The following is a 24,957-nucleotide window of genomic DNA, read 5'->3' as shown; positions in this document are numbered from 1 at the left end:
CGGTGCGCCCTCCGCCGCGCGGAGGAGCACCGGGACCGTCAAGGCTACTGCCGCCGTGGCGGCGCCGACAGGCGTCAGCGGCGGGTGATCTCCACCGACTCGATGACGACGTCCTGCGCCGGGCGGTCGTTGCGGCCGGTCTTGACGGTGGCGATCGCGTCGACGACCTTCTGGCTCGCCTCGCCCTCGACCTCGCCGAAGATGGTGTGCTTGCCGGTCAGCCACGCGGTGGGGGCGACCGTGACGAAGAACTGCGAGCCGTTGGTGCCCGGGCCGGAGTTGGCCATCGCCAGCAGGTACGGCTTGGTGAACGCCAGGTCGGGGTGGAACTCGTCGGCGAACTTGTAGCCCGGGCCGCCGATGCCCTGGCCGAGCGGGTCGCCGCCCTGGATCATGAAGCCCTCGATCACCCGGTGGAAGATCGTGCCGTCGTACAGACGGTCGTTGCTCTTCTTGCCGGTCCCGGGGTGGGTCCACTCACGCGTGCCCTCGGCCAGCTCCACGAAGTTCGCCACCGTCTTCGGGGCGTGGTTCGGGAAGAGCTTGATCACGATGTCGCCGTGGTTGGTCTTGAGGGTCGCGAACAGTTCCTCGGCCACGAGATGTGCCTTCCTTATCTGCTTCTTCTGACCGCAACATCATCCCACGCCCGCCCGCGCGGCCTCCGCTGCGGCGCCCCGCAGACGGCCCAGCCCGCCGCGCGGTAGGACAAATAGGGATGCATGATCTCGAACCAGGTGGATATGTGCACAAGGACGACGCCACCCAGGAGGAGGAAACACCTGTGACCCGCTTGGACACCGCACGAGAGTCGGCCGGTCGGACCCTGGACACGCTCGCGCCGTACGCCACCGGCGCCAGGGAGAGCGCGGCGCACTACGCCCAGGAGGCCCGCCAGCGGCTCGGGCCGGCCCTGGAGTCGCTCGGGCCCCGGCTGGAGGTGGCCGCCGAGCAGGCCAGGGCGGGCACCGCGACGGCCGCGCACTCGGCCCGGGTCGGCTACGTGAAGCACCTCGCCCCGCACGTCGAGCACACCTTCGCGAAGCTGCCGCCGAACGCCCAGGAGAGCGCCCTGAAGGCCGTCCACCGGGCCCAGGAGGCCGCGCTGGCCGCCAAGCACTCCGCCGACCGGGCGGCGGACCACGCCCGCACCGGGGCGCTGCCCCGGTTCAGCAGCGCACTGGACGAGGCCAGGGCCGTCGCCGTCCCGATGGCGCAGGAGGCCCAGTCACGCGGCTCGGCGGCGCTCACCGCGCTGCAGGGCAAGGTGACCGCCGCCCAGGTGGACAAGCTGGCCGCGAAGAACGCCCGCCGGTGCCACCGCGGCACCATGGCGGCCGGTCTGGCGATCGCCGGCACGGTGGCCGTCGGCAGCGGCGTGCTGATCTGGCACTGGTACCGCAAGCAGAGCGAGCCGGAGTGGCTGGTCGAGCCGCCCGAGGTGCAGGGCCCGCCGAACCGCCGCCACCCGGCCTCCGGCGCCACCGCCGCGGACTCGACCGCCCCGCTGAACGGCTCGGGCCCGGCCGACGAGGACGCCCCGGACTCCCCACCGGACGACCGCGCCTAGAGCGCTGGGCCCAGGGCTCCGGCCCGTCCCGAAGCGCAGACGCCGATGGCCGGTCCGGGTGAACCCGGACCGGCCATCGGTCGGTCAAGCTGTACGGCTTCTGTGGAGCTTAGGAGACTCGAACTCCTGACATCTGCCTTGCAAAGGCAGCGCTCTACCAACTGAGCTAAAGCCCCTCGACGGCGCACCGGGCGCTGTCAGGAAACAGCGTACCGGGTCGCCGGACGATCCAGCGCAGGTATTCCCCACACGGGCATAACGCAGCACCGGTGAACCGGCGGGGGAGGCCCCGTGCGGGCCTCCCGCCGTCACAGCAGAATGGTCAGCGGCCGGCCGGGATCGGGTCGGTGGCTTCGGTCCACAGGTCCTGCTCGGCACGGTCGGCCTGCACCTGACGGTAGACAAAGAAGCCGCCGAGGGCGACCAGGGCGACCAGGAGGAGCTTCTTCACCGCGGGACCTCGTCCTTCTCAGCATGGGCGGGCTCAGCAGTGGGGTACCCGGACGGGATCGGCCGGGACTGCGAACCCTTCGAATGTGCACGTACAACGGCGGTCGGCCGGGTAGGCCGTCCTGCGGCCGATGATACACACCCGTGTCCTGTTCGAGACCGGCTGTCGTCGCCTCAACCCGCAGACCCTGACAACGGTTTGACGCGCCGGATCGTTCCGCGTCCGAACCCGCCGCGCCGATCGCTTCGCCCGCTCGGCCCACCACCGCGCGCGAACCGCTATTTCCGGCCGCCGCAGAACCGGAACCGGCGGCCGATCGGCGACCGGCCCGGCGGGCGATCGGCGGATAAAACGAAACGCCCCGGATGGAGTTCCATCCGGGGCGTTTCCGCAGGTGGGCCTAACAGGACTTGAACCTGTGGCCTCTTCCTTATCAGGGAAGCGCTCTAACCGTCTGAGCTATAGGCCCTTGCCGCACTGAAAGATTAGCGGACCGACGGCCGATCTCCCAAATCCGCCCGCGGAGCCCCGCCGGTACCGGGGATCGCAAGGCGCAGGACGGCGGCGTCGGCCGGCTCGGCGGCGGACTCGGGCTCCGGTCCGGCGGTGGGCTCGGCGCGGGGCGCCGGCGCGGCGGCGGTGGTGCCCGGGGCGGCGGCCAGCCACTGCTCACGGGTGCCCGGCAGCCCACTGACGCCGCGGGGGGCGGTGCGCACGGCGAGGACCTGGTTGATCCCGATCCGGTTCTCCTCGAAGGCCAGCGCCGAGGCCGCCATGTAGAGCCGCCAGACCCGGGCCCGGCCCAGACCCACCAGCTTGACCGCCTGCGGCCAGCCGGCCTCCAGGTTGGCCACCCACTCGCGCAGCGTCAGCGCGTAGTGCTCGCGCAGCGACTCGACGTCGCGCACCTCGAAGCCGGCCTGCTCCAGCTCGGTCACCGTGCTGCCGACCGGGGAGAGCTCGCCGTCGGGGAAGACGTACCGCGAGATGAACGGGCTGGTGACGTACGGCTCGCCGGGCAGGCTGGGGCGGCGGGCGATCTGGTGGTTCAGCAGCCGGCCGCCGGGGGCCAGCAGGCCGTACAGGCCGGTCGCGTAGACCCGGTACTGCTCGCTGCCCACGTGCTCGGCCATGCCGACGCTGGAGATCGCGTCGTACGGCCCGTCCGGGATCTCCCGGTAGTCCTGCAGCCGGATCTCCACCCGGTCGCTCAGCGAGGCCGCGGCGACCCGCTCCCGGGCCAGCGCCACCTGCTCGGCGGAGATGCTCACGCCGACCGCGCTGACCCCGTAGTGCTCGGCCGCGTGCAGCACCAGCGAGCCCCAGCCGCAGCCCACGTCCAGCAGGCGCATGCCGGGCCGCAGGCCGAGCTTGCGGCAGATCAGGTCGAGCTTGGCGCTCTGGGCGTCCTCCAGGCTCTTGCCCTCGGGCGTCCAGTACGCGCAGGAGTAGACCATCGAGGGGCCGAGCACCAGGCGGTAGAAGTCGTTGCCGACGTCGTAGTGGTGGCTGATCGAGGCGCGGTCGCGGCTGCGGCTGTGCAGCCGGCCCTCGGGGCGGGCCTCCTCCGGCGGCAGCGGGGGCTGCGGGCCGATCGCCCCGGCCCGGGCCAGCGCGGTGATCACCCGGCGCCCGGCCGGGCCGCCGACGTCCGCCAGGCCCAGGTGCAGGCCGCGCAGTTCGGGGCGCTCGACGAAGTGCGCCACCTCGCTGAGCACGCCGTACAGGTCCTCGCCGGGGCCGAGCTCCAGATCGCCGGAGACGTACGCGCGGACCAGGCCGAGCTCGCCCGGTGCCCAGAGCAGTCGGCGCAGCGCCCGGCGGTTGCGCAGCACCAGCAGCGGGGCGTCCGGTGCGCCCGCCAGGGAGCCGTCCCAGGCCTGCAGGCGGAACGGCATTCTGGTGCCGAGCAGACCCTCCAGCGCGCCGACCAGCTGCTGAGCGATCTGTGCCATGACGTGGAACCTCCGAGCAACCTCGTGGGCAGCCGTCGCGCGGAGACTGCCCGGTGAGCCGAACCGGTAGCCGTGCAAGGCCGTCCCAGCCAATCCGGACCGACAGCACGGCGTCCCGGCGGCACGCCGGAACCCCACTCCTGTCACCCGAATGACCGCGGGCCCCGACTCGATCAAACAACCGAGGGGGCCCGCAGCGGAGGCGTTCCGCGAAATTCGTTCGTACTTCGTGATTTTCGGACCGCCGGCCGACCGGCCGACCACGATCCGACTGCCCGTCAGACTGATCGTCAGACTGACGGGGCGCCAGGAAGTCCGTCCGTCAGTCCTCTTCCGCCAGCGTCAGCTCGATGCCGCCGGTGAAGCCGGCCGCCGCGTTGTAGATGAACGCCGACAGCGTGGAGAGCGCGGTCAGCAGGATCACGTCGACCACGGCGAGCAGCGCGGTGTACGTGATCACCGTGCCGAACCCGATGTAGTCCATCAGGTTGATGCCGCTGGAGGCGCTGTCCGAGTTGCCGGTGACCTCCTTCAGCGTCTTCGCGATCGAGGAGAAGACGCCGAGCGAGTCCAGCGTGGTCCAGAGCACGCCGACCGCCACGATCAGGATGATCCCGATCGCCAGCGACAGCAGGAAGCTGACCTTCATCACCGACCACGGGTCGGCCTTGGTGACCCGCAGCCGGGCCTTGCGGGCCTTGCCGGCCAGGCCGGACGGCGCGGGGGCGGCAGGCGCGCTCGGCGCGGGCCGGCGCGGCGCGGGGGCCGGCGCGGGCGCGGGTGCGCCGCTGTTCACCCGGGTACCGCGGGCCGGGGTCGGCTGGCCCTTGGTGTAGGTGGTCGGCGTCGAGTAGCCGTTCGCCGGCGGCGCGCCCGGCGGCGGGGGCACCGGCGGCGTGCCCGGCTGCGCGCCGTACCCTCCGCCGGAGCCCACTGCGGACATCAGCGAGGTGGACGCCGCGGGGTGCTCAGCCGGCGACTGAGGCACACCTCCGTACGGCGCACCGCCCGGAGCGGCACCTCCCGCGGCGCCCGTGGTCCCACTCACTCTGGTCCTCCCATGCTGGTTGAGACTGCCGAGTCCCGCCGGATTCGCGGCTTGCGAACCCGGTCGGCACTCCACTGTGCGGCATCAAGCTGAGAAGCCCGAAACCGGGGCAGCCGGTACGCCCCGAGCGTCACTCGGAGCAACCGGCTGCGGTAACCGCGTCAGCCCAGGTCAGGGGCCGGTGCGGCGACGTCCTCGGACGCCGGTGCGGCGTCCGCCACAGCGTCCGGTCCCACCTCGTCCTCGGCGATCTCCTCGTCCTCCGCCTCCGCGTTGCGGGCCATGCCCACCACCGCGTCGCGCTTTCCGAGGTTGATCAGTTGGACGCCCATCGTGTCACGTCCGGTTTCACGAACGCCGGAAACCCTTGTCCTGATCACCCCACCGGACAGCGTGATCGCCATGATCTCGTCGGTCTCCTCGACCACCAGCGCGCCGACCAGCGAGCCACGGCCCTCGACGATCTTCGCGGCCTTGGTGCCGAAGCCGCCGCGGCCCTGGATCCGGTACTCGTCCACCGAGGTCCGCTTGGCGTAGCCGCCGTCGGTCGCGGTGAAGACGAAGGTCCCGGGACGGACCACGTTCATCGAGAGCAGCTCGTCGTCCTCGCGGAACGCCATGCCCTTGACGCCGGAGGTGGCCCGGCTCATCGGGCGCAGCGCCTCGTCGGTGGCGGTGAACCGGATCGACTGCGCCTTCTTGGAGACCAGCAGCAGGTCGTCCTCGGCGGAGACCAGCTCGGCGCCGATCAGCTCGTCGTCCCGGCCGTTCTCGTCGGTGCGCAGGTTGATCGCGATCAGACCGCCGGAGCGCGGCGAGTCGTAGTCCTTCAGCGGGGACTTCTTGACCAGGCCCTCGCGGGTGGCCAGCACCAGGTACGGCTTGTCCTCGTAGGTGCGGATCGCCATCACCTGGGTGATGTGCTCCTCCGGCTGGAACGCCAGCAGGTTCGCCACGTGCTGGCCGCGGGCGTCCCGCCCGGCGTCCGGCAGCTCGTAACCCTTGGCCCGGTAGACCCGGCCCTTGTTCGTGAAGAACAGGATCCAGTTGTGCGTGGTCGTCACGAAGAAGTGGTCGACGATGTCGTCCTGCTTCAGCTGCGCGCCGCGCACGCCCTTGCCGCCGCGCTTCTGCGAGCGGTAGAGGTCGCTGCGGGTGCGCTTGACGTAGCCGCCACGGGTGATCGTGACGACGATGTCCTCCTCCGCGATCAGGTCCTCGACCGACATGTCGCCGTCGAAGGGGATCAGCGTGGAGCGCCGCTCGTCGCCGTACTTCTCGACGATCGCGGTCAGCTCCTCGGAGATGATCTCGCGCTGACGGGACGGCGAGGCCAGGATCGCGTTGTACTCGTCGATCTTGCGCTGCAGCTCGTCGTGCTCGTCCATGATCCGCTGGCGCTCCAGCGCGGCCAGCCGGCGCAGCTGCATCTCCAGGATCGCGTTGGCCTGCAGCTCGTCGATGGTGAGCAGGTTCATCAGGCCGCTGCGGGCGGCGTCGGCCGACTCCGAGGCCCGGATCAGCGCGATGACCTCGTCGATCATGTCCAGCGCCTTGAGCAGCGCGCGCAGGATGTGCGCCCGCTCCTCGGCCTTGCGCAGCCGGAACCGGGTGCGCCGCACGATCACGTCGACCTGGTGGCTGACCCAGTGCCGGATGAACGCGTCGAGCGAGAGCGTGCGCGGCACGCCGTCCACCAGCGCCAGCATGTTGGCGCCGAAGTTGGTCTGCAGGTCGGTGTGCTTGTAGAGGTTGTTCAGCACCACCTTGGCGACCGCGTCGCGCTTGAGCACGACCACCAGGCGCTGGCCGGTCCGCGAGGAGGACTCGTCGCGGACGTCCGCGATGCCGGCCACCCGGCCGTCCTTCACCAGGTCGGCGATCTTCAGCGCCAGGTTGTCCGGGTTCACCTGGTACGGCAGCTCGGTGATCACCAGGCACTGGCGGCCCTGAATCTCCTCGACCTCGACCACCGCGCGCATCGTGATCGAGCCGCGCCCGGTCCGGTACGCGTCCTCGATGCCGCGCCGGCCGACGATCAGCGCACCGGTCGGGAAGTCCGGCGCCTTGATCCGCTCGATCAGCGCCTCGAGCAGCTCCTCGTTGGACGCCTCGGGGTGCTCCAGCGCCCAGAGCGCACCGGAGGCGACCTCGCGCAGGTTGTGCGGCGGGATGTTGGTGGCCATGCCGACCGCGATGCCGGTGGCACCGTTGATCAACAGGTTGGGGATGCGCGCGGGCAGGACGGTCGGCTCCTGCGAGCGGCCGTCGTAGTTGGCGGCGAAATCGACGGTCTCCTCGTCGATGTCGCGCATCATCTCCATGGCCAGCGGCATCATCTTGCACTCGGTGTAGCGCATGGCCGCGGCCGGGTCGTTGCCCGGGGAGCCGAAGTTGCCGTTGCCGTCCACCAGCGGCATCCGCAGCGACCAGGGCTGGGCCAGGCGCACCACGGTGTCGTAGATCGAGGTGTCGCCGTGCGGGTGGTAGTTGCCCATCACGTCGCCGACGACGCGGGCGCACTTGTAGTAGCCCTTCTCGGGCCGGTAGCCGCCGTCGTACATCGCGTACAGCACCCGGCGGTGCACCGGCTTGAGGCCGTCGCGCACCTCCGGCAGGGCCCGGCTGACGATCACGCTCATCGCGTAGTCGAGGTAGGAGCGCTGCATCTCGGTCTCGAGCTCGATCGGCTCGACCCGGGAGACAAAGGTGTCGGTGGCGGTGCTGGTGTCCGGCTGCTCGCCGTCGGGACGGTTCTCGTCGACCACTGGTGGTCAGTTTCCTTTCACGCGTGACTGGAGTGTGCGATCCATCACGGTCGCTTGGTGAGCTGCGAAGTGACTTCTCATCACACGTCCAGGAAGCGGACGTCCTTGGCGTTGCGCTGGATGAAGGACCTGCGGGCCTCGACGTCCTCGCCCATCAGGACCGAGAAGAGGTCGTCGGCACGGGCCGCGTCCTCCAGGGTCACCTGCATCAGCAGGCGGTGCGCGGCGTCCATGGTGGTGATCCGCAGCTCCTCGGCGTTCATCTCGCCCAGACCCTTGAAGCGCTGGATCGCATCGTCCTTGGGCAGCCGGCGACCCGCCGACACGCCCGCCTCGATCACCGAGTCGCGCTCGCGGTCGGAGTAGACGTAGTCGAAGTCGTCCTTGCCCCACTTGATCTTGTACAGCGGCGGCATCGCCAGGTACACATACCCGGCCTCGACCAGCGGCCGCATGAAGCGGAACAGCAGGGTGAGCAGCAGCGTGCGGATGTGCTGCCCGTCGACGTCGGCGTCGGCCATCAGGACGATCTTGTGATAGCGCAGCTTGGACTCGTCGTAGTCCTCCTGGATGCCGCAGCCGAAGGCCGAGATCAGCGCCTGGACCTCGGTGTTCTGCAGCACCTTGTCGATCCGCGCCTTCTCGACGTTGAGGATCTTGCCGCGGATCGGGAGGATCGCCTGGGTGCGCGGGTCGCGGCCCTGCTTGGCCGAGCCGCCGGCCGAGTCACCCTCGACGATGAAGATCTCGCACTCGGCCGGGTCCTTGGACTGGCAGTCGCTCAGCTTGCCCGGCAGCGACGCGCTCTCCAGCAGGCCCTTGCGGCGGGTCAGGTCGCGCGCCTTGCGGGCCGCCATCCGCGCGGTGGCCGCGGTGATGGACTTGCGGATGATGTCCGCGGCCTCGACCGGGTTGCGGTCCAGCCAGTCGTTCAGCTGCTCGTGCACGACACGTTGGACGAAGGTCTTCGCCTCGGTGTTGCCGAGCTTGTCCTTGGTCTGGCCCTCGAACTGCGGCTCGCCGAGCTTGACCGAGATGATCGCGGTCAGGCCCTCGCGGATGTCCTCGCCGGAGAGGTTCTCGTCCTTCTCGCGGAGCAGCTTCTTGTCCCGCGCGTAGCGGTTGACCAGGCCGGTCAGCGCGGCGCGGAAGCCCTCCTCGTGGGTGCCGCCGCCGTGCGTGTGGATGGTGTTCGCGAAGCTGTAGACCCCCTCGGTGTAGGAGGAGTTCCACTGCATGGCGACCTCGACCGAGATCGTCTTGTCCTTGTCCTCGGACTCGAAGTCGATCACCGAGGGGTGCACCGGGTCGCCCTTGCGGGAGTTGAGGTGCGTGACGAAGTCGGCGATGCCGCCCTCGTAGTGGTACGTCACGGAGAGCGGCTTGCCCTCGTCGTCGGTGTGCTCCGGGCGCTCGTCGGTCAGCGAGATGGTCAGGCCCTTGTTGAGGAAGGCCATCTCCTGGAACCGGCGCGAGAGCGTCTCGAACGAGTAGACGGTGGTCTCGAAGATGTCCGGGTCGGCCCAGAACGTGACGCTGGTGCCGGTGCGCTCGGTCGTCTCGTGCTGGACCAGCGGCGCGGTCGGAGCGCCCAGCTTGTACTCCTGGGTCCATCGGGAGCCGTCGGTGTGGATCTCGATCGCGAGCCGGGTGGAGAGCGCGTTGACGACCGAGACGCCGACGCCGTGCAGACCGCCGGAGACCGCGTAGCCGCCGCCGCCGAACTTGCCGCCCGCGTGCAGCACCGTCAGCACGACCTCGACGGCCGGCTTGTCCTGGCCGGGCACGATGCCGACCGGGATGCCGCGGCCGTTGTCGACCACCCGGACCCCGCCGTCCGCCAGGATCGTCACGTCGATGGTGTCGGCATGCCCCGCCATCGCCTCGTCGACGGAGTTGTCCACCACCTCCTGGACCAGGTGGTGCAGGCCGCGCTCACCGGTCGAACCGATGTACATACCGGGGCGCTTGCGAACAGCGTCAAGCCCCTCCAGCACCTGGATGTTGCTGGCGTTGTAGGAGGCACCCGAGGCCGGGTCGGTGGGGACAGGGGACTGGCTGGACTCGCCGGAATCGGCCACGAAGCGCCCTCTCTGGCACAGCACGGGCCGCATCCCCGCCCGGGTTCGGGCGAGCGTGCGACCACAGTGTTTCGACTCAGTTACCGCAAGCGGCAGTGTTTGGGCACCAGTCTACCGGTACGACTGACAGAGATGGGCGTTCTACGGGCTCTGAGGGCGGATGTGCCGCCCCAAATCCCCTCCGCACATGACCCGATACTCGCCCTGGGGGCTCAGTGGCCTCACAAGGGCCGTCAGCGGTTCCGGAGGTGTGCGCTCCGTGTGCGGCCGCGCGCCGGGCGGATCAGCCCCAGGTGTCCTGCGGACCGCGACTGCCCGGCGCCCGCAGCCGGCCGTACTTGCGCTCCGGTGCCGCCGGGCCGAGCACCTTGATCACCCGGACCGTGCCGTGACCCAGCTCGTGGTTCAGCCGGGCCACCAACTGCCTTGCCAGCAAACGCAACTGAGTAGCCCAGGCGGTGGAGTCACAACGCACCGTCAGCACCGCCTCGGCCTCCGAGAACTGCTCGGGCGTGCAGTGCGCCGCGATGTCCGGACCGACGATCTGGGCCCAGCGGCCCATCACGCCGCCGACCGCGGCCGGCGCCTCCCAGCCACGCTCCGTGATCAAACGATTCAGCGCGGCGCCCAGCGGGACCGGGTCCCGGCCGTCCGCGCGGGCACCGCTGCGCAGCCCGTGCCGCTTCGCCTCACGCTTCTCGCGGACCTGTTCGCCGCGCTGGCGGGCCTGCTCCTTGGCGGCTCGCAGCGCGACCCGGGCCAGATCGACGCCGGACAGTTCTGACTCGCTCACCCGGTGTGCTCCTTCGTCCCCAGGCTGTGGACAGACCAGCGTACGGGGTGGGACCGGGCAACGGCGCCTCACCCGGTGATCCGGGTCACCGCTCCCTCGGCCACCGTGTAGCGCGCGCCGGCGAGCGCCTTCGGCACGTCCTCGGCGACCGCGGCGGTCACCAGCACCTGCTCGCCGCCGGCCACCAGCTCGGCCAGCTTCTCCCGCCGCCTGGCGTCCAGCTCGGCGAAGACGTCGTCCAGGATCAGCACCGGCTCGCCGCCGTCCGCGCGCAGCAGCTCGTACGAGGCGAGCCGCAGCGCCAGCGCGAAGGACCAGGATTCGCCGTGGCTCGCGTAGCCCTTGGCCGGCAGCGGCCCGAGCAGCAGCTGGAGCTCGTCGCGGTGCGGGCCGACCAGGGTCAGCCCGCGCTCGGTCTCCTGCTTGCGCGCCGCCTGGAGCGCCGCGAGCAGCTGCTGCTCGGCCTCCTCGCGGCTGTTCGGCAGCTCGCCCTCGAAGGAGGAGCGGTACTCCAGCCGGGTCGGCCCCCCGCCCGGTGCCAGCGTCTCGTAGGCCTGCTCGACGAGCGGCCGCAGCGCCGCCACCAGCTGGATCCGAAAGGCCGTCAGCTCGGCTCCGGCCCGGGCCAGGTGGCCGTCCCAGACCTCCAGCGTGGCCAGGTCGCCGGCCTTGCCGCCACCGGCCCGGCGGGCCATCGCGGCGGTCTTCAGCAGCGCGTTGCGCTGTTTGAGCACCCGCTCGTAGTCCTGGCGCACGCCGGCCAGCCGCGGGGCCCGGGCGGTCAGCAGCTCGTCCAGGAAGCGCCGGCGCTCGCCCGGGTCGCCCTTCACCAGGGCGAGGTCCTCGGGGGCGAAGAGCACCGTGCGCAGCAGGCCGAGCACGTCGCGCGGGCGGACGTTGTCGGAGCGGTTGATCCGGGCCCGGTTGGCCTTGCCCGGGGTGATCTCCAGTTCGACCAGGGTGGTCCGGCCGCGGTCCTCGATCGAGGTGCGGACCACCGCCCGCTCGGCGCCGAGCCGGATCAGCGGGGCGTCGGTGGCCACCCGGTGGCTGCCCAGCGTCGCCACGTAGCCGATCGCCTCGACCAGGTTGGTCTTGCCCTGGCCGTTGGGCCCCACGAACGCCGTGACGCCCGGGTCGAGCGGAACCTCGGCCCGGGCGTACGAACGGAAGTCGGCGAGCGACAGGTGCGCGACGTGCATGGGACTGGACTGGGCTCGCCTTCTGGGGTTCGTTACTTGGATTCGACCGCGTGGCCACCGAACTCGTTGCGCAGCGCGGCGATCATCTTCATCTGCGGCGAGTCGTCCTGCCGCGAGGCGAAGCGGGCGAAGAGCGAGGCGGTGATCGCCGGCAGCGGCACCGCGTGGTCGATCGCGGCCTCGACGGTCCAGCGGCCCTCGCCGGAGTCGGCGGCGTAGCCCTTGAGCTTGTCCAGGTGCTCGTCCTTGTCGAGGGCGTCCACGGCCAGGTCGAGCAGCCAGGAGCGGATGACCGTGCCCTCCTTCCAGGAGCGGAAGATCTCGCGGACGTCGGTGACGCTGTCCACGGCCTCCAGCAGCTCCCAGCCCTCGGCATAGGCCTGCATGATCGCGTACTCGATGCCGTTGTGGACCATCTTCGAGAAGTGGCCGGCGCCGACCCGGCCCGCGTGCACCGAGCCGAATTGGCCCTCGGGCTTGAGGGCGTCGAAGACCGGCTGGACCTTGGCGATGTCCGCGTGCTCGCCGCCGTACATCAGCGCGTAGCCGTTCTGCAGGCCCCAGACGCCGCCGGAGACGCCGCAGTCGACGAAGCCGATGCCCTTGGCGGCCAGCAGCTCGGCGTGCTTGACGTCGTCGGTCCAGCGCGAGTTGCCGCCGTCCACCACCACGTCGCCGGGGGAGAGCAGCTCGCCCAGCTCCTCGACGGTCGCCTGGGTGGCCGCACCGGCGGGAACCATCACCCAGACCACGCGCGGACCCTGAAGCTTGGTCACCAGCTCCTGGAGGCTCGCGACGTCGGTGAGATCGGGGTTGAAGTCGAAACCGATGACGGTGTGGCCGGCGCGGCGGATGCGCTCGCGCATGTTGCCGCCCATCTTGCCGAGACCGATGAGGCCGAGCTCCATGACAAGTCCTTACCTGGGGTGTCGTGCCTGACGGCGGCGCCGTTGCCGCGCTCCGAGCCTACGCCGCGCGAATGTCCCCAGGGTCGGGGAGAGCCTGGGGACGGCGCTATGTCGTCAGGTCGGGATCAACCGGAATGTCGCGATCAGCCCGGCAGCCGAGCCGGCGCTCCAGCCGGGCCGCGGACGACCCGAGTTGGCCCGGCGTCAGCCGGAGAGGCGGACCGGCATGATCAGGTACTGGTACGCGTCGTCCTTCTCGGCGTCCAGCGCGGGCTTGCCGCTGAGCAGCGCGGGCTTGGTCGGGGTGGTGAAGGACAGGTTGGCGAAGGCGGAGTCGATCGCCTTCAGGCCCTCCTCCAGGTAGCCCGGGTTGAACGCGATCGAGATGTCGTCGCCCTGCAGGTCGGCGTCGATCCGCTCGGTGGCCTGGGCGTCGTCGCCCGAGCCGGCCTCCAGGGTCAGCACGCCCTGCTCGAAGCTGAGCCGGACCGGGGTGTTGCGCTCGGCGACCAGCGAGACGCGCTTGAGCGCCTCCAGGAACGGCTGGGTCTGCACCGAGGCCTCGGCGTTGAACTCGGTCGGGAAGAGCGTGCGGAACTTCGGGAACTCACCCTCCAGCAGGCGGGTGGTGGTCCGCCGGCCGGCGCCCTCGAAGCCGATCAGGCCCTCGCCGGCGCCGCCCGAGGAGAGCGCGATCGAGACGGTGTCGCCGCTGCCCAGGGACTTCGCGATGTCCTGCAGCGTGCGGGCGGGGACCAGCGCGACCGCGGAGATGTCCGGCTGCTCGGGCTTCCAGAGCAGGTCGCGGACGGCGAACCGGTAGCGGTCGGTGGCGGCCAGGGTGATCCGGTCGCCGTCGATCTCGACCCGGACACCGGTCAGCACCGGCAGCGTGTCGTCACGGCCGGCGGCCACCGCGGCCTGGCTGACCGCCGAGGCGAAGACCTCGCCGGAGACCGTGCCGGTCGCGGTCGGCATCTGCGGCAGCGCCGGGTACTCGTCCACCGGCAGGGTCGGCAGGGTGAACCGCGAGCTGCCGCAGACCACGCTGACCCGCTGGCCGTCGGTGGAGATCTCCACAGGCCTGTTGGGAAGGTTGCGGGAGATGTCGTTCAGCAGCCGGCCGGAGACCAGAACCGTGCCGGCCTCCTCGACGTCCGCCTCCAGCTCGACCCGGGCCGAGACCTCGTAGTCGAAGCCGGACAGCGCCAGGCTGCCGTCCTGGGCGGTCAGCAGCAGGCCGGCGAGCACCGGCACCGGCGGCCGCGCGGGGAGGCTGCGGGCAGCCCAGGCCACCGCCTCCGCGAGGACGTCACGCTCCACCCGGAACTTCACCGGTAACCGCCTCCTGGGTCCTGCTGTCGCTGCTGATCTTGTTCGCACTGGGGCACCCGTTCTCCAGGTGCCGAAGGACAGTCTGACGTACTCCGCCGACAGTCGGGGCAGACGGGCGGGAGCAAGCCGAACAGATGTCGGGAACGAGTTGTCCACAGTTTTCGGCGCACCCCGCTGTTGAACGAGTCAAGGGGTCTATAGGTGTAGTGGTAGTAGTAGGGCCTGTGGATACCGTGGATAACCCCGTTTCCGCAGGTCAGGCCCTGTTTTTTGTCCACAGTGGGTGTGGACCCAGCCGGTGGATAACCAGGCGCCACTGTGGACAGCGGAGCGTTACTCACAGGGCACCCTACGTATCCACAGGTTATCCCCAGGGCCTTCCCCAGATCTTGCCCCGGTTATCCACGGGCCTCGGTCAACATCTCGTGACGCCTTTCACACCGGGCGATGAACCGGCAGCGAAGGTTGTCGAACAGTGGATATTGCTGTGGAGAAGCTGGGGATAACTGGCCGCTCCCTGGGGACGGCCGGTGGACAACCCGGAAGCCGAGTTGACGGGCCGCCAACTGTCCACATCCTGTGGATAACCGTTGTGCACAAGTACACAGGGGGCTGACCTGCGGCGAAGAGCGTAGCGGTGCGGCGGCTGTGGAGGAATTCGGGATAACTCCGAGCTCCCCAGGCTGTGGACGGGGAAAAACACCCGTTGCTGTGGACAGCGGCTCGTCCGGCCTGCGCTGTTCGAATTGCTGCTCAGATGTACGAAAGCGGCCGGGGGCTGTCGGGACGTCAGCTGCTTGCAAGCCTTCCCCGCGGCAGTTGACTTCACACACATCTCCAAGCGACGAAAAGGGGCGGCCCGGGTCCTCTGGCGAGGATCCGGGCCGCCCCTTCAAACGGGCTGCTGTGGCTAGCTCTTGATGCGGTTGGTGAGCTCGGTGACCTGGTTGTAGAGCGAGCGCCGCTCGGCCATCAGGGAGCGGATCTTGCGGTCCGCGTGCATCACCGTGGTGTGGTCGCGGCCGCCGAACTGGGCGCCGATCTTCGGCAGCGAGAGGTCGGTCAGCTCGCGGCAGAGGTACATCGCGATCTGCCGGGCCGTCGCCAGCACCCGGCTGCGCGATGAGCCGCACAGGTCCTCGACGCTCAGGCCGAAGTAGGCGGCGGTCTGCTGCATGATCACCTGCGCGGTGATCTCCGGCCCGGCGTCCTCGTCCCCGCCCGGGATCAGGTCCTTGAGCACGATGCCGGCCAGTTCCAGATCGACCGGCGAGCGGTTCAGGTTGGCGAACGCGGTCACCCGGATCAGCGCGCCCTCCAGCTCGCGGATGTTGCGGGTGATCCGCGAGGCGATGAACTCCAGCACGTCGGCAGGGGCGTTGAGCCGCTCCTGGATCGCCTTCTTGCGCAGGATCGCGATCCGGGTCTCCAGCTCGGGCGGCGTGACGTCGGTGATCAGACCCCACTCGAACCGGTTGCGCAGCCGGTCTTCCAGGGTGATCAGCTGCTTGGGCGGCCGGTCGGAGGAAAGCACGATCTGCTTGTTCGCGTTGTGCAGCGTGTTGAACGTGTGGAAGAACTCCTCCTGGGTCGACTCCTTGCTCGCGAGGAACTGGATGTCGTCGACCAGCAGGATGTCCATGTCCCGGTAGCGCTTGCGGAACGCGTCCGCCTTGCCGTCCCGGATGGAGTTGATGAACTCGTTGGTGAACTCCTCCGAGCTCACGTACCGCACCCGGGTGCCCGGGAAGAGGCTGCGCGAGTAGTGGCCGATGGCGTGCAGCAGGTGCGTCTTGCCGAGGCCGGACTCGCCGTAGATGAAAAGCGGGTTGTACGCCTTGGCCGGGGCCTCGGCGACCGCCACCGCCGCGGCGTGCGCGAAGCGGTTGCTCGCGCCGATCACGAAGGTGTCGAAGAGGTACTTGGGGTTGAGCCGGGCGGCCGGTTCGTCCTTGCGTGAATCGGCCGACGGCGCGCCGGGCGGGGCCGGTACGCCCGGCACCGGGGTGCGGTCGGCGACCCGCTCGGGCAGGCCGGCCGGCTTCGGGCGGCCGGCTTCGGGCGACTCACCGTCGCCGCTGCCGCCGCCGTTCCCGCGCAGTGCCCCGGACGGGCCCGTGGCGCCCTGGGCGGGGCCGGGCTGGGGCGGCTGACCCCCGGGACGGCCGGGCGGGAGATCACGCAGGTCGCGGCGGCCGGCGCCGGGGCGCGGGCCGCGGTGCCGGTGCTCCTCGGCCGTGGAGTCGTAGGCGCCGCCGAACAGGTCGCCCTGGGCGGGCTCGCCGTGACCGCCCGGCGCCTGCGGGTGCCCGGCGCCCGGGTGCGGTTCGGGGGCCGGCGGCCGCTCGCCGCTCTCCCAGTCACGGTAGGGCCGCTCCTGGTAGGAGCGCTGCGGCGGGTACTGCTGCTCGGGGTAGGAGCCGCGCTCGGCCGCGGGGTACTGGTAGTCGCCGTACTGCTGCGGCGGGTACTGCTGCTCCGGGTAGCCGCGCTCGCCCTGGTACGGGTACTCCTCGTAGGGCTGCTCGCGGTAGCCGCGCTCCTGGTACGGCGGCTGCCAGCCGGGCTGCTCCTCGGCCCCGGGCATCGGCTCGGGCTGGGGTTCGGGGACCGGCGGCGCGAGCGGAGCGGCGGGGGCCGGGCTCGGCGGCACGGCGTTGGCATCGACCATCACGGCGATCCGGACCGGGCGACCGAACTGCTGGCTCAGCCCGTCGGTCAGCTGCGGCAGCAGCCGGCCCTCCAGCACCTGCTTCGCCCACTCGTTCGGGGCGGCCAGCAGGGCGGTGTCGTGCATCATCCACATCGGCTGGGTGCGCTGCACCCACAATTTGTCCTTGTCACCGACCGAGGTGTCGTTGACCAGCCGCTCGACGACCTTCGCCCAGGCGGGGACGAGGTCGCTGTTGACATCAGCCACTGGTGCACGCTTTCTCGTTCCCCCGAAGGGGGTGATCCTGGCCCGGCTCAGTTGATCGAGCCAAGCTGGTTGGTTCAGGTCGATGAACAAAACCAGACAAGTCCTGCAACGGTAGTCAGCGGACAGAGCTGATTCAAGTTGTTGTCCACAGGCTGTGTACATCCCGGACGGGCGCGGGGTCCGGCGGGGCACCCGGCGCGACCGCGCCGGCGCCCGGCGAAACGGCCGGTTTGACCCTCGACCCCCCGTCCGCGTACCGTAACCAGGTCGAGTTGTCGATGGCCGCTGCCGCATGTCCGCGGGTCCGCCCCGCTTCCAGAAGGCGCGCAGCACGGGCGCCGTGGATTGCCTGAACCCCAGCGGACCTGGGGAAACGGGCCGGATTTCCCAGTTCTGCAGGGGAGATCACGCGGACGCACGGTGACGGCCAAGCTGCAAATCGTCATCCTACGATTCACCCCAGGAGCCCCCGAGTGAGCAAGCGCACCTTCCAGCCGAACAACCGTCGTCGCGCCAAGACCCACGGCTTCCGGCTGCGTATGCGTACCCGCGCCGGCCGCGCCATCCTGGCGACCCGCCGTGCCAAGGGCCGCACCAACATCTCCGCCTGATCCGCGCGCAGGGTCTGTAGTGCTGCCCTCCGAGAATCGGCTGCGGCGGCGCCAGGACTTCGCGACCGCGGTAAAACGCGGTCGTCGAGCCGGTCGGCCCCTGCTGGTCGTCCATCTCCGCAGAGAGGACGGACAGCCGGAGCCGGTCGGCGGGTACAGCGACTCCCACCCGCACGTCGCCGAGGGGACTCCCTCGGCGCGTGCGGGTTTCGTCGTGAGCAAGGCTGTCGGTCCGGCCGTGGTGCGCAACCTGGTAAAACGTCGCCTGCGTCACCTCGTGCGCGAGCGTCTGGGCGCATTGCCCGCAGGTAGCCTGATAGTGGTACGGGCGTTGCCCTCAGCGGCATCGGCCTCGTACCAGGACCTGGCACACGACCTGGATGCGGCGCTGAAGCGGTTGCTCCGCACGGATCCGGCCTCCTCGGGAGGAGGATCAGCGCGATGAAGTACCTGCTGATGGGGCTGATCAGGGTCTACCAGTGGACCATCAGTCCACTGCTCGGTCCGGTCTGCCGCTACTACCCCTCGTGCTCGCACTACGGGTACGAGGCGGTGCGTACGCACGGTGCGCTCAAAGGCAGTGTGCTGACCGCCTGGCGGATCTTGCGGTGCAACCCCTGGTCCCCGGGTGGGGTGGACCACGTCCCACCGCGCAAGCGTCCCGTATGGCACCAGCGGCTGCGCGCCCTGGTGCAGCCCAGGACCGGTAGTGCCGCGAGTCCGGAGCCGGTCGGCTCCGCGGCTGACGGCCCGGTCACCTCAGGCTCGACGGCTGCTGGTCAGACGTCGGTAGGCCCGATGTCCGCAAGCCTGACGACCAAGCCCAATGCTCAAGGAGTCTGACCGGTGACCTGGTCCTTCCTGAACCCCCTGTACACCGCTGTGTCCTGGATCATTGCCCAGTTCCACGCGCTGTACAGCCACATTTTCGCGCCCGACAGTGGTTGGGCCTGGGGTCTGGCGATCGCCTCGATGGTGGTCGTGATCCGGATCTGTCTGATCCCGCTCTTCGTGAAGCAGATCAAGGCGACCCGGGCCATGCAGGCGATCCAGCCGAAGATGAAGGCCATCCAGGAGCGCTACAAGAACGACAAGCAGCGCCAGTCCGAAGAGATGATGAAGCTGTACAAGGAGGCGGGTACCAACCCGTTCTCCAGCTGCCTTCCCATCCTCGTGCAGATGCCGTTCTTCACCGCTCTGTACGGCGTGCTGAGCCATGTCGCGCACAACCAGCCGATCGGCGTCATCAAGGGCGACCTGCTGGCCAGCGCGCACCACGCGCACATCTTCGGCGCGCCGCTCTCGGCGACCTTCGTGAACAGCCCCGAGGTCAGCGTCAAGCTCGTCACCGCGGTGATGATCGTGATGATGTCGCTCTCGCAGTTCATCACCCAGCGCCAGCTGATGACGAAGAACGTCGACCTGTCGGTCAAGACGCCGTTCATGCAGCAGCAGAAGATGCTGATGTACGTCTTCCCGGTGATGTTCGCCGTGATGGGCATCAACTTCCCGGTCGGTGTGCTCGTCTACTGGCTGACCACCAACGTCTGGTCGATGGGCCAGCAGCTGATCGTCATCCGCAACAACCCGACGCCCGGCAGCAAGGCCTGGGACGAGCGTCAGGCCCGTCTGAAGGCGGCCGGCCGGCTGAACCCGGATGGCTCGGTCATCAAGGGCAACGGTCCGTTCGGGATCTTCGGCGTCAAGACGGCCACCGCGCAGGCGCAGGCCGCCGCCGTGGTCGAGGAGTCGGTGCAGGTGCGCCGGCAGCAGCCGCGGAACCTGACCAAGGCGCAGCGCCAGCAGGTGCACACCGGCGCCAAGGCCGAGGCGACCAAGGACGACACGGTCGCCGATGACGAGGTCACGGTGGCGACGCCCGAGGATGCCGTCCCGAGCTCGTCGGCGGCCGGTAAGCCCGCCGCGGCCCAGGGCAAGCGTCCGGCGGCCAAGCAGGGCGGCGGGTCCGGCTCGGCGAAGCGCGGTTCGCAGCAGGGCGGCCAGCGGCCCCGGAAGAAGTCCTGAGCCTGCGGGTGTGAGCCCGTTCCGTTCGCGGTGCGACGGAACCCCTCTCTGATCCTCGATCTCGGCCCGCAATCGATGGGCCCCATCCCCGAAGGAGTCCCTCCCGTGACGGAAGGCACCACCTCTGCCGTCGAGGCCGACCAGGCCGCTGAGTCCGTGCAGGCCGATTCGGCCGACACCCTGGTCGCTCGACTGGAGCAGGAGGGTGAGATCGCGGCCGACTACCTGGAAGGTCTGCTCGACATCGCCGACCTGGACGGCGACATCGACATGGACGTCGAGGGCGACCGGGCCCTGGTCTCCATCGTCGGCGAGAGCAACGACCGGGCGCTGCAGCGCCTGGTCGGCCAGGACGGGGAGGTGCTGGAGGCGCTCCAGGAGCTGACCCGCCTGGCGGTGCATCGCGAGACCGGTGAGCGCAGCCGTCTGATGCTGGACATCGCGGGCTTCCGGGCACGCAAGCGGGAAGAGCTGGCCGAGCTGGGCGCGCAGGCGGCGGAGCAGGCGAAGCAGACCGGCGAGTCGGTCAAGCTGCGCCCGATGACGCCGTTCGAGCGCAAGGTGGTGCACGACGCGGTGGCCGCGGCGGGGCTGCGCAGTGAGTCGGAGGGCGAGGAGCCCCAGCGGTGTGTGGTGGTCCTGGCGGGCTGAGGCCCGGGGATCGTCGTTCGTCCGACCCCGTTCGCACGGTTCGCCGTGCGGACGGGGTCGTCAGTTCCCGGGGCAGTTGTGCTGTCCTGGGAACAGTTCGGGAGCTGCCGGGTTCGCGGGGGGATGTTTCACGTGAAACGGTGCTTCACGGGGGTCGGTGTGATCGGTGAGCGGAGAGGCTGAGATGGCGACGGAGAGTGCGGCGGCCGACGGTGTGCCGGCGGACCTGGCTGAGGCCCCGCCGGTGGCGCGGGAGATCTTCGGCGAGCGGTTCGAGGCGGCGCAGCGCTACGCCGAGCTGCTGGCGACGGCCGGCGTGCAGCGCGGGCTGATCGGGCCGCGTGAGGTGCCACGGCTGTGGGACCGCCATGTGCTGAACTGCGCGGTGCTCTCGGAGCTGCTGCCGGCCGATGCGACGCTCTGCGACGTCGGCTCGGGGGCCGGCTTGCCGGGCATCCCGGTGGCGCTGGCCCGTCCGGACGTCTCGGTGACGCTGCTGGAGCCGCTGCTGCGCCGGACCACCTTCCTGGAGGAGGTGGTGCGCGAGCTCGGTCTGGACAATGTGACCGTGCTGCGCGGCCGGGCCGAGGAGATGGTCGGGAAGATCTCGGTGGAGATCGTCACGGCCCGCGCGGTGGCGCCGCTGGACCGGCTGGCCGGCTGGGGAATGCCGCTGCTCCGTCCGTACGGGCAGATGCTGGCGCTCAAGGGCGACACCGCGGAGCAGGAGCTGGCGGACTCGCGCTCGGCGCTGAGCAAGCTCGGCGCCGTGGAGTGGGCGGTGATCCCGGTGGGGGAGGGGACGCTGGGTGCGGCGACCCGGGTCGTCCAGGTGAAGGCCGGCGAGAGCCCCGGTGGTGTGAAGGCGGCGACTCGGCGGGCGAAGGCGGCCCGAGCCGGGCGGGCCGGCAGCCGGGTGGGCGAGCCGCGCGCCGCCGGGCGCCGTCGGCGCTGAGCGGTCCTGCGGAACACGTCGGAACGCGGAGTTTCAGGAGTTCGGCCGGAGGCCCTGGGGTGCGGTACGCCCCGGGGCCTCCGGCCTTTCCAGGAGTGACGCCGTCCCGGAGTGTCATGTCGTCCCGGAGTGTCATGTCGTCCCGGAGTGTCGTGCCGTCGGATTCCGGACAATGCGGGCATCGTGATTCACGTGAAACGTCGCTCCCTGCTTTCCGTCAGTTTCGACCTGCGGTTTCCCCGTGGGCTCGGCCGCGGCCCGACAGCGGCTGTTGCCGCTCCGGTTTCACGTGAAACACTGACCCCCATGCAGGACTCGGAGACCATCGACCAGATCGATGACACCCCCATCGCGCGGGCGGCGCAGGCCGCCGTGCAGGCGTTGGGGCGGGCGGGCGAGGGCCTGCCCCGGCCGCCCGCGACCCGCGTCATCGTCGTGGCGAACCAGAAGGGCGGGGTGGGGAAGACCACCAGCACCGTCAACATGGCCGCTGCGCTCGCCATGCACGGGCTACGGGTGCTGGTGATCGACCTCGACCCGCAGGGCAACGCCTCGACCGCGCTCGGCATCGACCACCATGCCGAGGTGCCGTCGATCTACGACGTGCTGGTGGAGGGCAAGCCACTGGCCGACGTGGTGCAGCCGGTGGTCGCGGTGGAGGGGCTCTTCTGCGTCCCGGCCACCATCGACCTGGCGGGCGCCGAGATCGAGCTGGTCTCGCTGGTGGCCCGGGAGAGCCGGCTGCAGCGGGCGATCGCGGCCTATGAGCAGCCGCTGGACTACATCCTGATCGACTGCCCGCCCTCGCTGGGGCTGCTGACGGTCAACGCGCTGGTGGCCGGGCAGGAGGTGCTGATCCCGATCCAGTGCGAGTACTACGCGCTGGAGGGACTGGGCCAGCTGCTGCGCAACGTGGAGCTGGTGCGGGCGCACCTCAACCCGGCGCTGCACGTCTCGACCATCCTGCTCACCATGTACGACGCCCGTACCCGGCTCGCCGCGCAGGTCGCCGAGGAGGTGCGCAACCACTTCACCTCGGAGGTGCTGCGCACCGCGATCCCGCGCTCGGTCCGGGTCTCGGAGGCGCCGAGCTACGGGCAGACCGTGCTCACCTACGATCCCGGGTCGTCCGGCGCGCTCTCCTACCTGGAGGCGGCGCGTGAACTGGCCTTGCGGGCGGCCGGGCTGCAGAGCCCGACGGCGGTCGAGCAGGCGGCGGCGGACGTCCTCGGCGCGGTGGGCAGGCACCGGCACACGATCGGCGCGCAGGTGGCACCGACGGCAGAGCAGAGCACGATGGAGGGCAATCGGTGAGTGGGCGCAGGGGTCTGGGACGTGGGCTGGGAGCGCTGATCCCGCCGGCCGGTTCGGCGGAGTCTGCCGGCGGCGCGGCGACGGTCGCCGCGGCGCGGCCCGGATCGGGCGCGGCGGCGGTGCTGCCGACCGGTGCCGTCTCGCCCAGCGCGGTTCCGGTGCTGCCGCCGGGCCGTGGCACGGTGGCGGCGAAGGCAGCGGAGAGCATGCGCGAGTCGGCGGCGGAGCCGGAGCTGGCGCCGGTGAGCGGCGCGCGGTTCGCGGAGCTGCCGCTGGACGTGATCTCGCCGAACCCGCGGCAGCCGCGTGAGGTGTTCGACGAGGACAAGCTGGCCGAGCTGGTCGCCTCCATCAAGGAGGTGGGTCTGCTGCAGCCGGTGGTGGTCCGTCAGGTCGCCGGCGGGCGCTTCGAGCTGATCATGGGTGAGCGGCGCTGGCGGGCCTCCCGGGAGGCCGGGCTGGAGCAGATCCCCGCGATCATCCGGGCCACCGAGGACGACAAGCTGCTGCTGGACGCGCTGCTGGAGAACCTGCACCGGGCGGAGCTGAACCCGCTGGAGGAGGCTGCCGCCTACGACCAGCTGCTGCGCGACTTCGGCTCCACCCATGACGAGCTGGCCGACCGGATCGGCCGGTCCCGTTCGCACGTCTCGAACACGCTGCGACTGCTCAAGCTCTCCGCCGCGGTACAGCGCCGGGTGGCGGCTGGGGTGCTCAGCGCGGGGCACGCCAGGGCGCTGCTCGGGGTGTCGGACGTGGAGCGGCAGGACACGCTGGCCCGCCGGATCATCGCGGAGGGCCTCTCGGTGCGCAGCACCGAGGAGATCGTGGCGTTGATGGACCACGAGGAGAAGCCGCAGCGGCCGGTCGGGCCGAAGGCGGGCAAGCTGCTCTCGCCGGCCTTCAACGATCTGGCCGGGCGGCTCTCCGACCGGTTCGAGACCCGGGTGAAGGTCGAGGTCTCGCAGCGGAACGGAAAGCTCGGCAAGGGCAAGGTCGTGCTGGAGTTCGCTTCGGTGGAGGACCTCAACCGGATCCTGGACAGCCTGGCGCCGGGAGAGGACGGGCTGCGGCTCTCGCAGAGCTGAGCGGGATGCCGGGATGCTCCTCCGGCGCGCATGGGTGCATGTTTCACGTGAAACATGCACCCATTGGCATCTGTGCGAGGTGGGACATGGGAGTCTGGATTTCGGGCGGCTCCCGGGGGAGGAACCGACCAAGGAGGTGTGTGCTGCATGGGCCGCAAGGTCGTCCCGCTGACCCTGGACAATCTGGCGGATCTGCCTGAGCCGTGCCGGTCCTGCGTCTTCTGGGAGCTCGATCCGGTGCGTGGGCGGGAGGCGGTCGAGGGGGGCAAGGCGGCGCAGGAGAAGGAGAGCTGGATCTCGGCCGTGCTGCTGGAGTGGGGATCCTGCGGGCGGGTCGCCTATGTGGACGAGGTGCCGGCCGGCTTCGTGTTGTACGCCCCGCCGGCCTACGTGCCGCGCTCGCAGTCCTTTCCGACCAGCCCGGTCTCGCCCGATGCCGTGCAGTTGATGATCAGCCGGGTGCTGCCGCCGTTCCAGGGACAGGGCCTCGGGCGGGTGCTGGTCCAGACGGTGGCGAAGGATCTGCTGGCTCGGGGAGTCCGGGCGATCGAGGCGTTCGGAGCGACCGGCGCGGAGCTGCCGAGCTGTCTGCTGCCGGCCGAGCATCTGCGGGCGGTGGGCTTCAAGACGGTCCGCCCGCACCACCGTTCGCCGCGGCTGCGGCTGGAGGCGCGCTCCACGCTCTCCTGGCGCGGCGATGTCGAGGGTGCGCTGGAGCGACTGCTCGGCGGGGCCCGCAAGGAACCGGCGCTGCGGCCGTTCTGAGCGGCCTGGCGGTGCCGTTGTCAGCCGCACAACGCGAGAGGGCGGGCCCGGTGTCGGGCCCGCCCTCTCGGCGATCAGCGAGGCTTGCTCAGCCTGCTTACTTGACCGTGATGATGTCGGCCAGGTCGCGCAGCAGGGCGGCCTTCGGCTTGGCGCCGACGATCGTCTTCACCAGCTCGCCCTTGACGTAGACGTTGAGCATCGGGATCGATACCACGCCGTAGTTCGCCGCGACGGCGGGGTTCTGGTCGACGTCGACCTTGGCGATCGTCAGCTCGTCCGCGTACTCCGCGGCGATCGCGTCGAGCACCGGGGCGACCTGGCGGCACGGGCCGCACCAGGTGGCCCAGAAGTCGACCAGGACGGGCTTCTCGCTCTTGAGGACCTCGGCTTCGAAGGTCGCGTCGGTCACGGTGATGGTGGCGCCGGCCACGGGATCTCCTAAAGGTCGCTGTGCGGTGGGTTACTGCGGGTTCGTTCTACAGAAGGGACAACAACGCCGAGCGGCGATCTGTTT

22 protein-coding genes and 2 tRNA genes are annotated in these 24,957 nt (G+C 70.4%); 10 read left to right on the top strand and 14 right to left on the bottom strand.

Translation table 11 applies throughout. The features are described 5' to 3' along the window. Positions 1-74: 74 nt before the first annotated feature. Positions 75-599: a peptidylprolyl isomerase gene (locus tag AC060L_RS03390; RefSeq protein WP_483796868.1), complete on the bottom strand. Its 525-nt coding sequence runs from the start codon at positions 597-599 to the stop codon at positions 75-77. A 146-nt stretch (positions 600-745) separates the two neighbouring features. On the opposite strand from AC060L_RS03390, the gene AC060L_RS03385 reads away from it, so the two are divergent. Further along, positions 746-1,570 (top strand): DUF5324 family protein, encoded by an 825-nt coding sequence (locus AC060L_RS03385; RefSeq protein WP_483796867.1) that lies wholly within the window; start codon positions 746-748, stop codon positions 1,568-1,570. A gap of 103 nt (positions 1,571-1,673) precedes the next feature. Here the strand turns inward: AC060L_RS03385 and AC060L_RS03380 are convergent. From AC060L_RS03380 to dnaA, 12 genes are all read right to left on the bottom strand, one after another. Next, positions 1,674-1,746, bottom strand: a tRNA-Ala gene (locus AC060L_RS03380). Between the two features lie 146 nt (positions 1,747-1,892). Further along, positions 1,893-2,021, bottom strand: a complete 129-nt coding sequence (locus AC060L_RS03375) for a DLW-39 family protein (protein ID WP_211786189.1) — start codon at positions 2,019-2,021, stop codon at positions 1,893-1,895. A 395-nt stretch (positions 2,022-2,416) separates the two neighbouring features. Beyond that, positions 2,417-2,490, bottom strand: a tRNA-Ile gene (locus tag AC060L_RS03370). 16 nt (positions 2,491-2,506) lie between these two features. Beyond that, positions 2,507-3,976: a class I SAM-dependent methyltransferase gene (locus AC060L_RS03365; protein WP_483796866.1), complete on the bottom strand. Its 1,470-nt coding sequence runs from the start codon at positions 3,974-3,976 to the stop codon at positions 2,507-2,509. Between the two features lie 322 nt (positions 3,977-4,298). Beyond that, positions 4,299-4,919, bottom strand: a complete 621-nt coding sequence (locus AC060L_RS03360; protein ID WP_483796865.1) for a DUF3566 domain-containing protein — start codon at positions 4,917-4,919, stop codon at positions 4,299-4,301. 266 nt (positions 4,920-5,185) lie between these two features. After that, positions 5,186-7,792: a DNA gyrase subunit A gene (gyrA, locus tag AC060L_RS03355; RefSeq protein WP_483796864.1), complete on the bottom strand. Its 2,607-nt coding sequence runs from the start codon at positions 7,790-7,792 to the stop codon at positions 5,186-5,188. Between the two features lie 80 nt (positions 7,793-7,872). Then, entirely contained in the window at positions 7,873-9,897 is a 2,025-nt protein-coding gene (gene gyrB, locus AC060L_RS03350; protein ID WP_483796863.1) for a DNA topoisomerase (ATP-hydrolyzing) subunit B, read from the bottom strand. 259 nt (positions 9,898-10,156) lie between these two features. Continuing rightward, positions 10,157-10,666, bottom strand: coding sequence for a DciA family protein (locus tag AC060L_RS03345; RefSeq protein ID WP_483796862.1), 510 nt, complete (start codon positions 10,664-10,666; stop codon positions 10,157-10,159). Between the two features lie 68 nt (positions 10,667-10,734). Continuing rightward, positions 10,735-11,868, bottom strand: coding sequence for a DNA replication/repair protein RecF (gene recF / locus AC060L_RS03340; protein WP_483796861.1), 1,134 nt, complete (start codon positions 11,866-11,868; stop codon positions 10,735-10,737). A gap of 32 nt (positions 11,869-11,900) precedes the next feature. After that, complete coding sequence (gnd, locus tag AC060L_RS03335; RefSeq protein ID WP_483796860.1) at positions 11,901-12,776, bottom strand: phosphogluconate dehydrogenase (NAD(+)-dependent, decarboxylating); 876 nt, start codon at positions 12,774-12,776, stop codon at positions 11,901-11,903. Positions 12,777-12,980: 204 nt separating this feature from the next. Continuing rightward, positions 12,981-14,111, bottom strand: a complete 1,131-nt coding sequence (dnaN, locus tag AC060L_RS03330) for a DNA polymerase III subunit beta (protein ID WP_483796859.1) — start codon at positions 14,109-14,111, stop codon at positions 12,981-12,983. 910 nt (positions 14,112-15,021) lie between these two features. Next, complete coding sequence (dnaA, locus tag AC060L_RS03325; protein ID WP_483796858.1) at positions 15,022-17,031, bottom strand: chromosomal replication initiator protein DnaA; 2,010 nt, start codon at positions 17,029-17,031, stop codon at positions 15,022-15,024. Positions 17,032-17,504: 473 nt separating this feature from the next. Here dnaA and rpmH point away from each other — a divergent pair, with 473 nt between their 5' ends. From rpmH to AC060L_RS03280, 9 genes are all read left to right on the top strand, one after another. After that, complete coding sequence (rpmH, locus tag AC060L_RS03320; protein ID WP_035799375.1) at positions 17,505-17,642, top strand: 50S ribosomal protein L34; 138 nt, start codon at positions 17,505-17,507, stop codon at positions 17,640-17,642. A gap of 19 nt (positions 17,643-17,661) precedes the next feature. Then, the gene (rnpA, locus tag AC060L_RS03315) at positions 17,662-18,087 is read left to right on the top strand and encodes a ribonuclease P protein component (RefSeq protein ID WP_483796857.1); all 426 of its coding nucleotides are present in this window, start codon (positions 17,662-17,664) and stop codon (positions 18,085-18,087) included. Further along, positions 18,084-18,485 (top strand): membrane protein insertion efficiency factor YidD, encoded by a 402-nt coding sequence (gene yidD / locus AC060L_RS03310; protein WP_483796856.1) that lies wholly within the window; start codon positions 18,084-18,086, stop codon positions 18,483-18,485. The genes rnpA and yidD overlap by 4 nt, the downstream gene beginning before the upstream one ends. 3 nt (positions 18,486-18,488) lie before the next feature. Continuing rightward, complete coding sequence (gene yidC / locus AC060L_RS03305; RefSeq protein WP_483796855.1) at positions 18,489-19,667, top strand: membrane protein insertase YidC; 1,179 nt, start codon at positions 18,489-18,491, stop codon at positions 19,665-19,667. Between the two features lie 105 nt (positions 19,668-19,772). Then, positions 19,773-20,318, top strand: coding sequence for a Jag family protein (locus AC060L_RS03300; RefSeq protein WP_483796854.1), 546 nt, complete (start codon positions 19,773-19,775; stop codon positions 20,316-20,318). A 184-nt stretch (positions 20,319-20,502) separates the two neighbouring features. Continuing rightward, positions 20,503-21,273 (top strand): 16S rRNA (guanine(527)-N(7))-methyltransferase RsmG, encoded by a 771-nt coding sequence (gene rsmG, locus AC060L_RS03295; RefSeq protein ID WP_483796853.1) that lies wholly within the window; start codon positions 20,503-20,505, stop codon positions 21,271-21,273. A 333-nt stretch (positions 21,274-21,606) separates the two neighbouring features. Beyond that, positions 21,607-22,587: a ParA family protein gene (locus AC060L_RS03290; RefSeq protein ID WP_483797056.1), complete on the top strand. Its 981-nt coding sequence runs from the start codon at positions 21,607-21,609 to the stop codon at positions 22,585-22,587. Beyond that, positions 22,584-23,675: a ParB/RepB/Spo0J family partition protein gene (locus AC060L_RS03285; protein ID WP_483796852.1), complete on the top strand. Its 1,092-nt coding sequence runs from the start codon at positions 22,584-22,586 to the stop codon at positions 23,673-23,675. Before AC060L_RS03290 ends, AC060L_RS03285 begins: the two co-directional genes overlap by 4 nt. 147 nt (positions 23,676-23,822) lie before the next feature. Continuing rightward, positions 23,823-24,440, top strand: coding sequence for a GNAT family N-acetyltransferase (locus AC060L_RS03280; RefSeq protein WP_483796851.1), 618 nt, complete (start codon positions 23,823-23,825; stop codon positions 24,438-24,440). 97 nt (positions 24,441-24,537) lie between these two features. Here AC060L_RS03280 and trxA read toward each other — a convergent pair whose 3' ends face one another. Next, positions 24,538-24,873: a thioredoxin gene (gene trxA, locus AC060L_RS03275; RefSeq protein WP_483796850.1), complete on the bottom strand. Its 336-nt coding sequence runs from the start codon at positions 24,871-24,873 to the stop codon at positions 24,538-24,540. Positions 24,874-24,957: the final 84 nt, after the last annotated feature.

Source organism: Kitasatospora sp. NEAU-69 (genome assembly GCF_057158765.1).
The sequence above is the reverse complement of the archived record's forward strand: the minus strand, read 5'-3'. Positions and strand labels throughout refer to the sequence as shown.

Bases quoted from the DNA above. Each gene is read 5' to 3' on its own strand.
- AC060L_RS03365 (WP_483796866.1), bottom strand. From the start codon at position 3,976: ATGGCACAGATCGCTCAGCAGCTGGTCGGCGCGCTGGAGGGTCTGCTC.
- AC060L_RS03360 (WP_483796865.1), bottom strand. From the start codon at position 4,919: ATGTCCGCAGTGGGCTCCGGCGGAGGGTACGGCGCGCAGCCGGGCACG.
- recF (WP_483796861.1), bottom strand. From the start codon at position 11,868: ATGCACGTCGCGCACCTGTCGCTCGCCGACTTCCGTTCGTACGCCCGG.
- gnd (WP_483796860.1), bottom strand. From the start codon at position 12,776: ATGGAGCTCGGCCTCATCGGTCTCGGCAAGATGGGCGGCAACATGCGC.
- yidD (WP_483796856.1), top strand. From the start codon at position 18,084: ATGAAGTACCTGCTGATGGGGCTGATCAGGGTCTACCAGTGGACCATC.
- rsmG (WP_483796853.1), top strand. From the start codon at position 20,503: ATGGCGACGGAGAGTGCGGCGGCCGACGGTGTGCCGGCGGACCTGGCT.
- AC060L_RS03280 (WP_483796851.1), top strand. From the start codon at position 23,823: ATGGGCCGCAAGGTCGTCCCGCTGACCCTGGACAATCTGGCGGATCTG.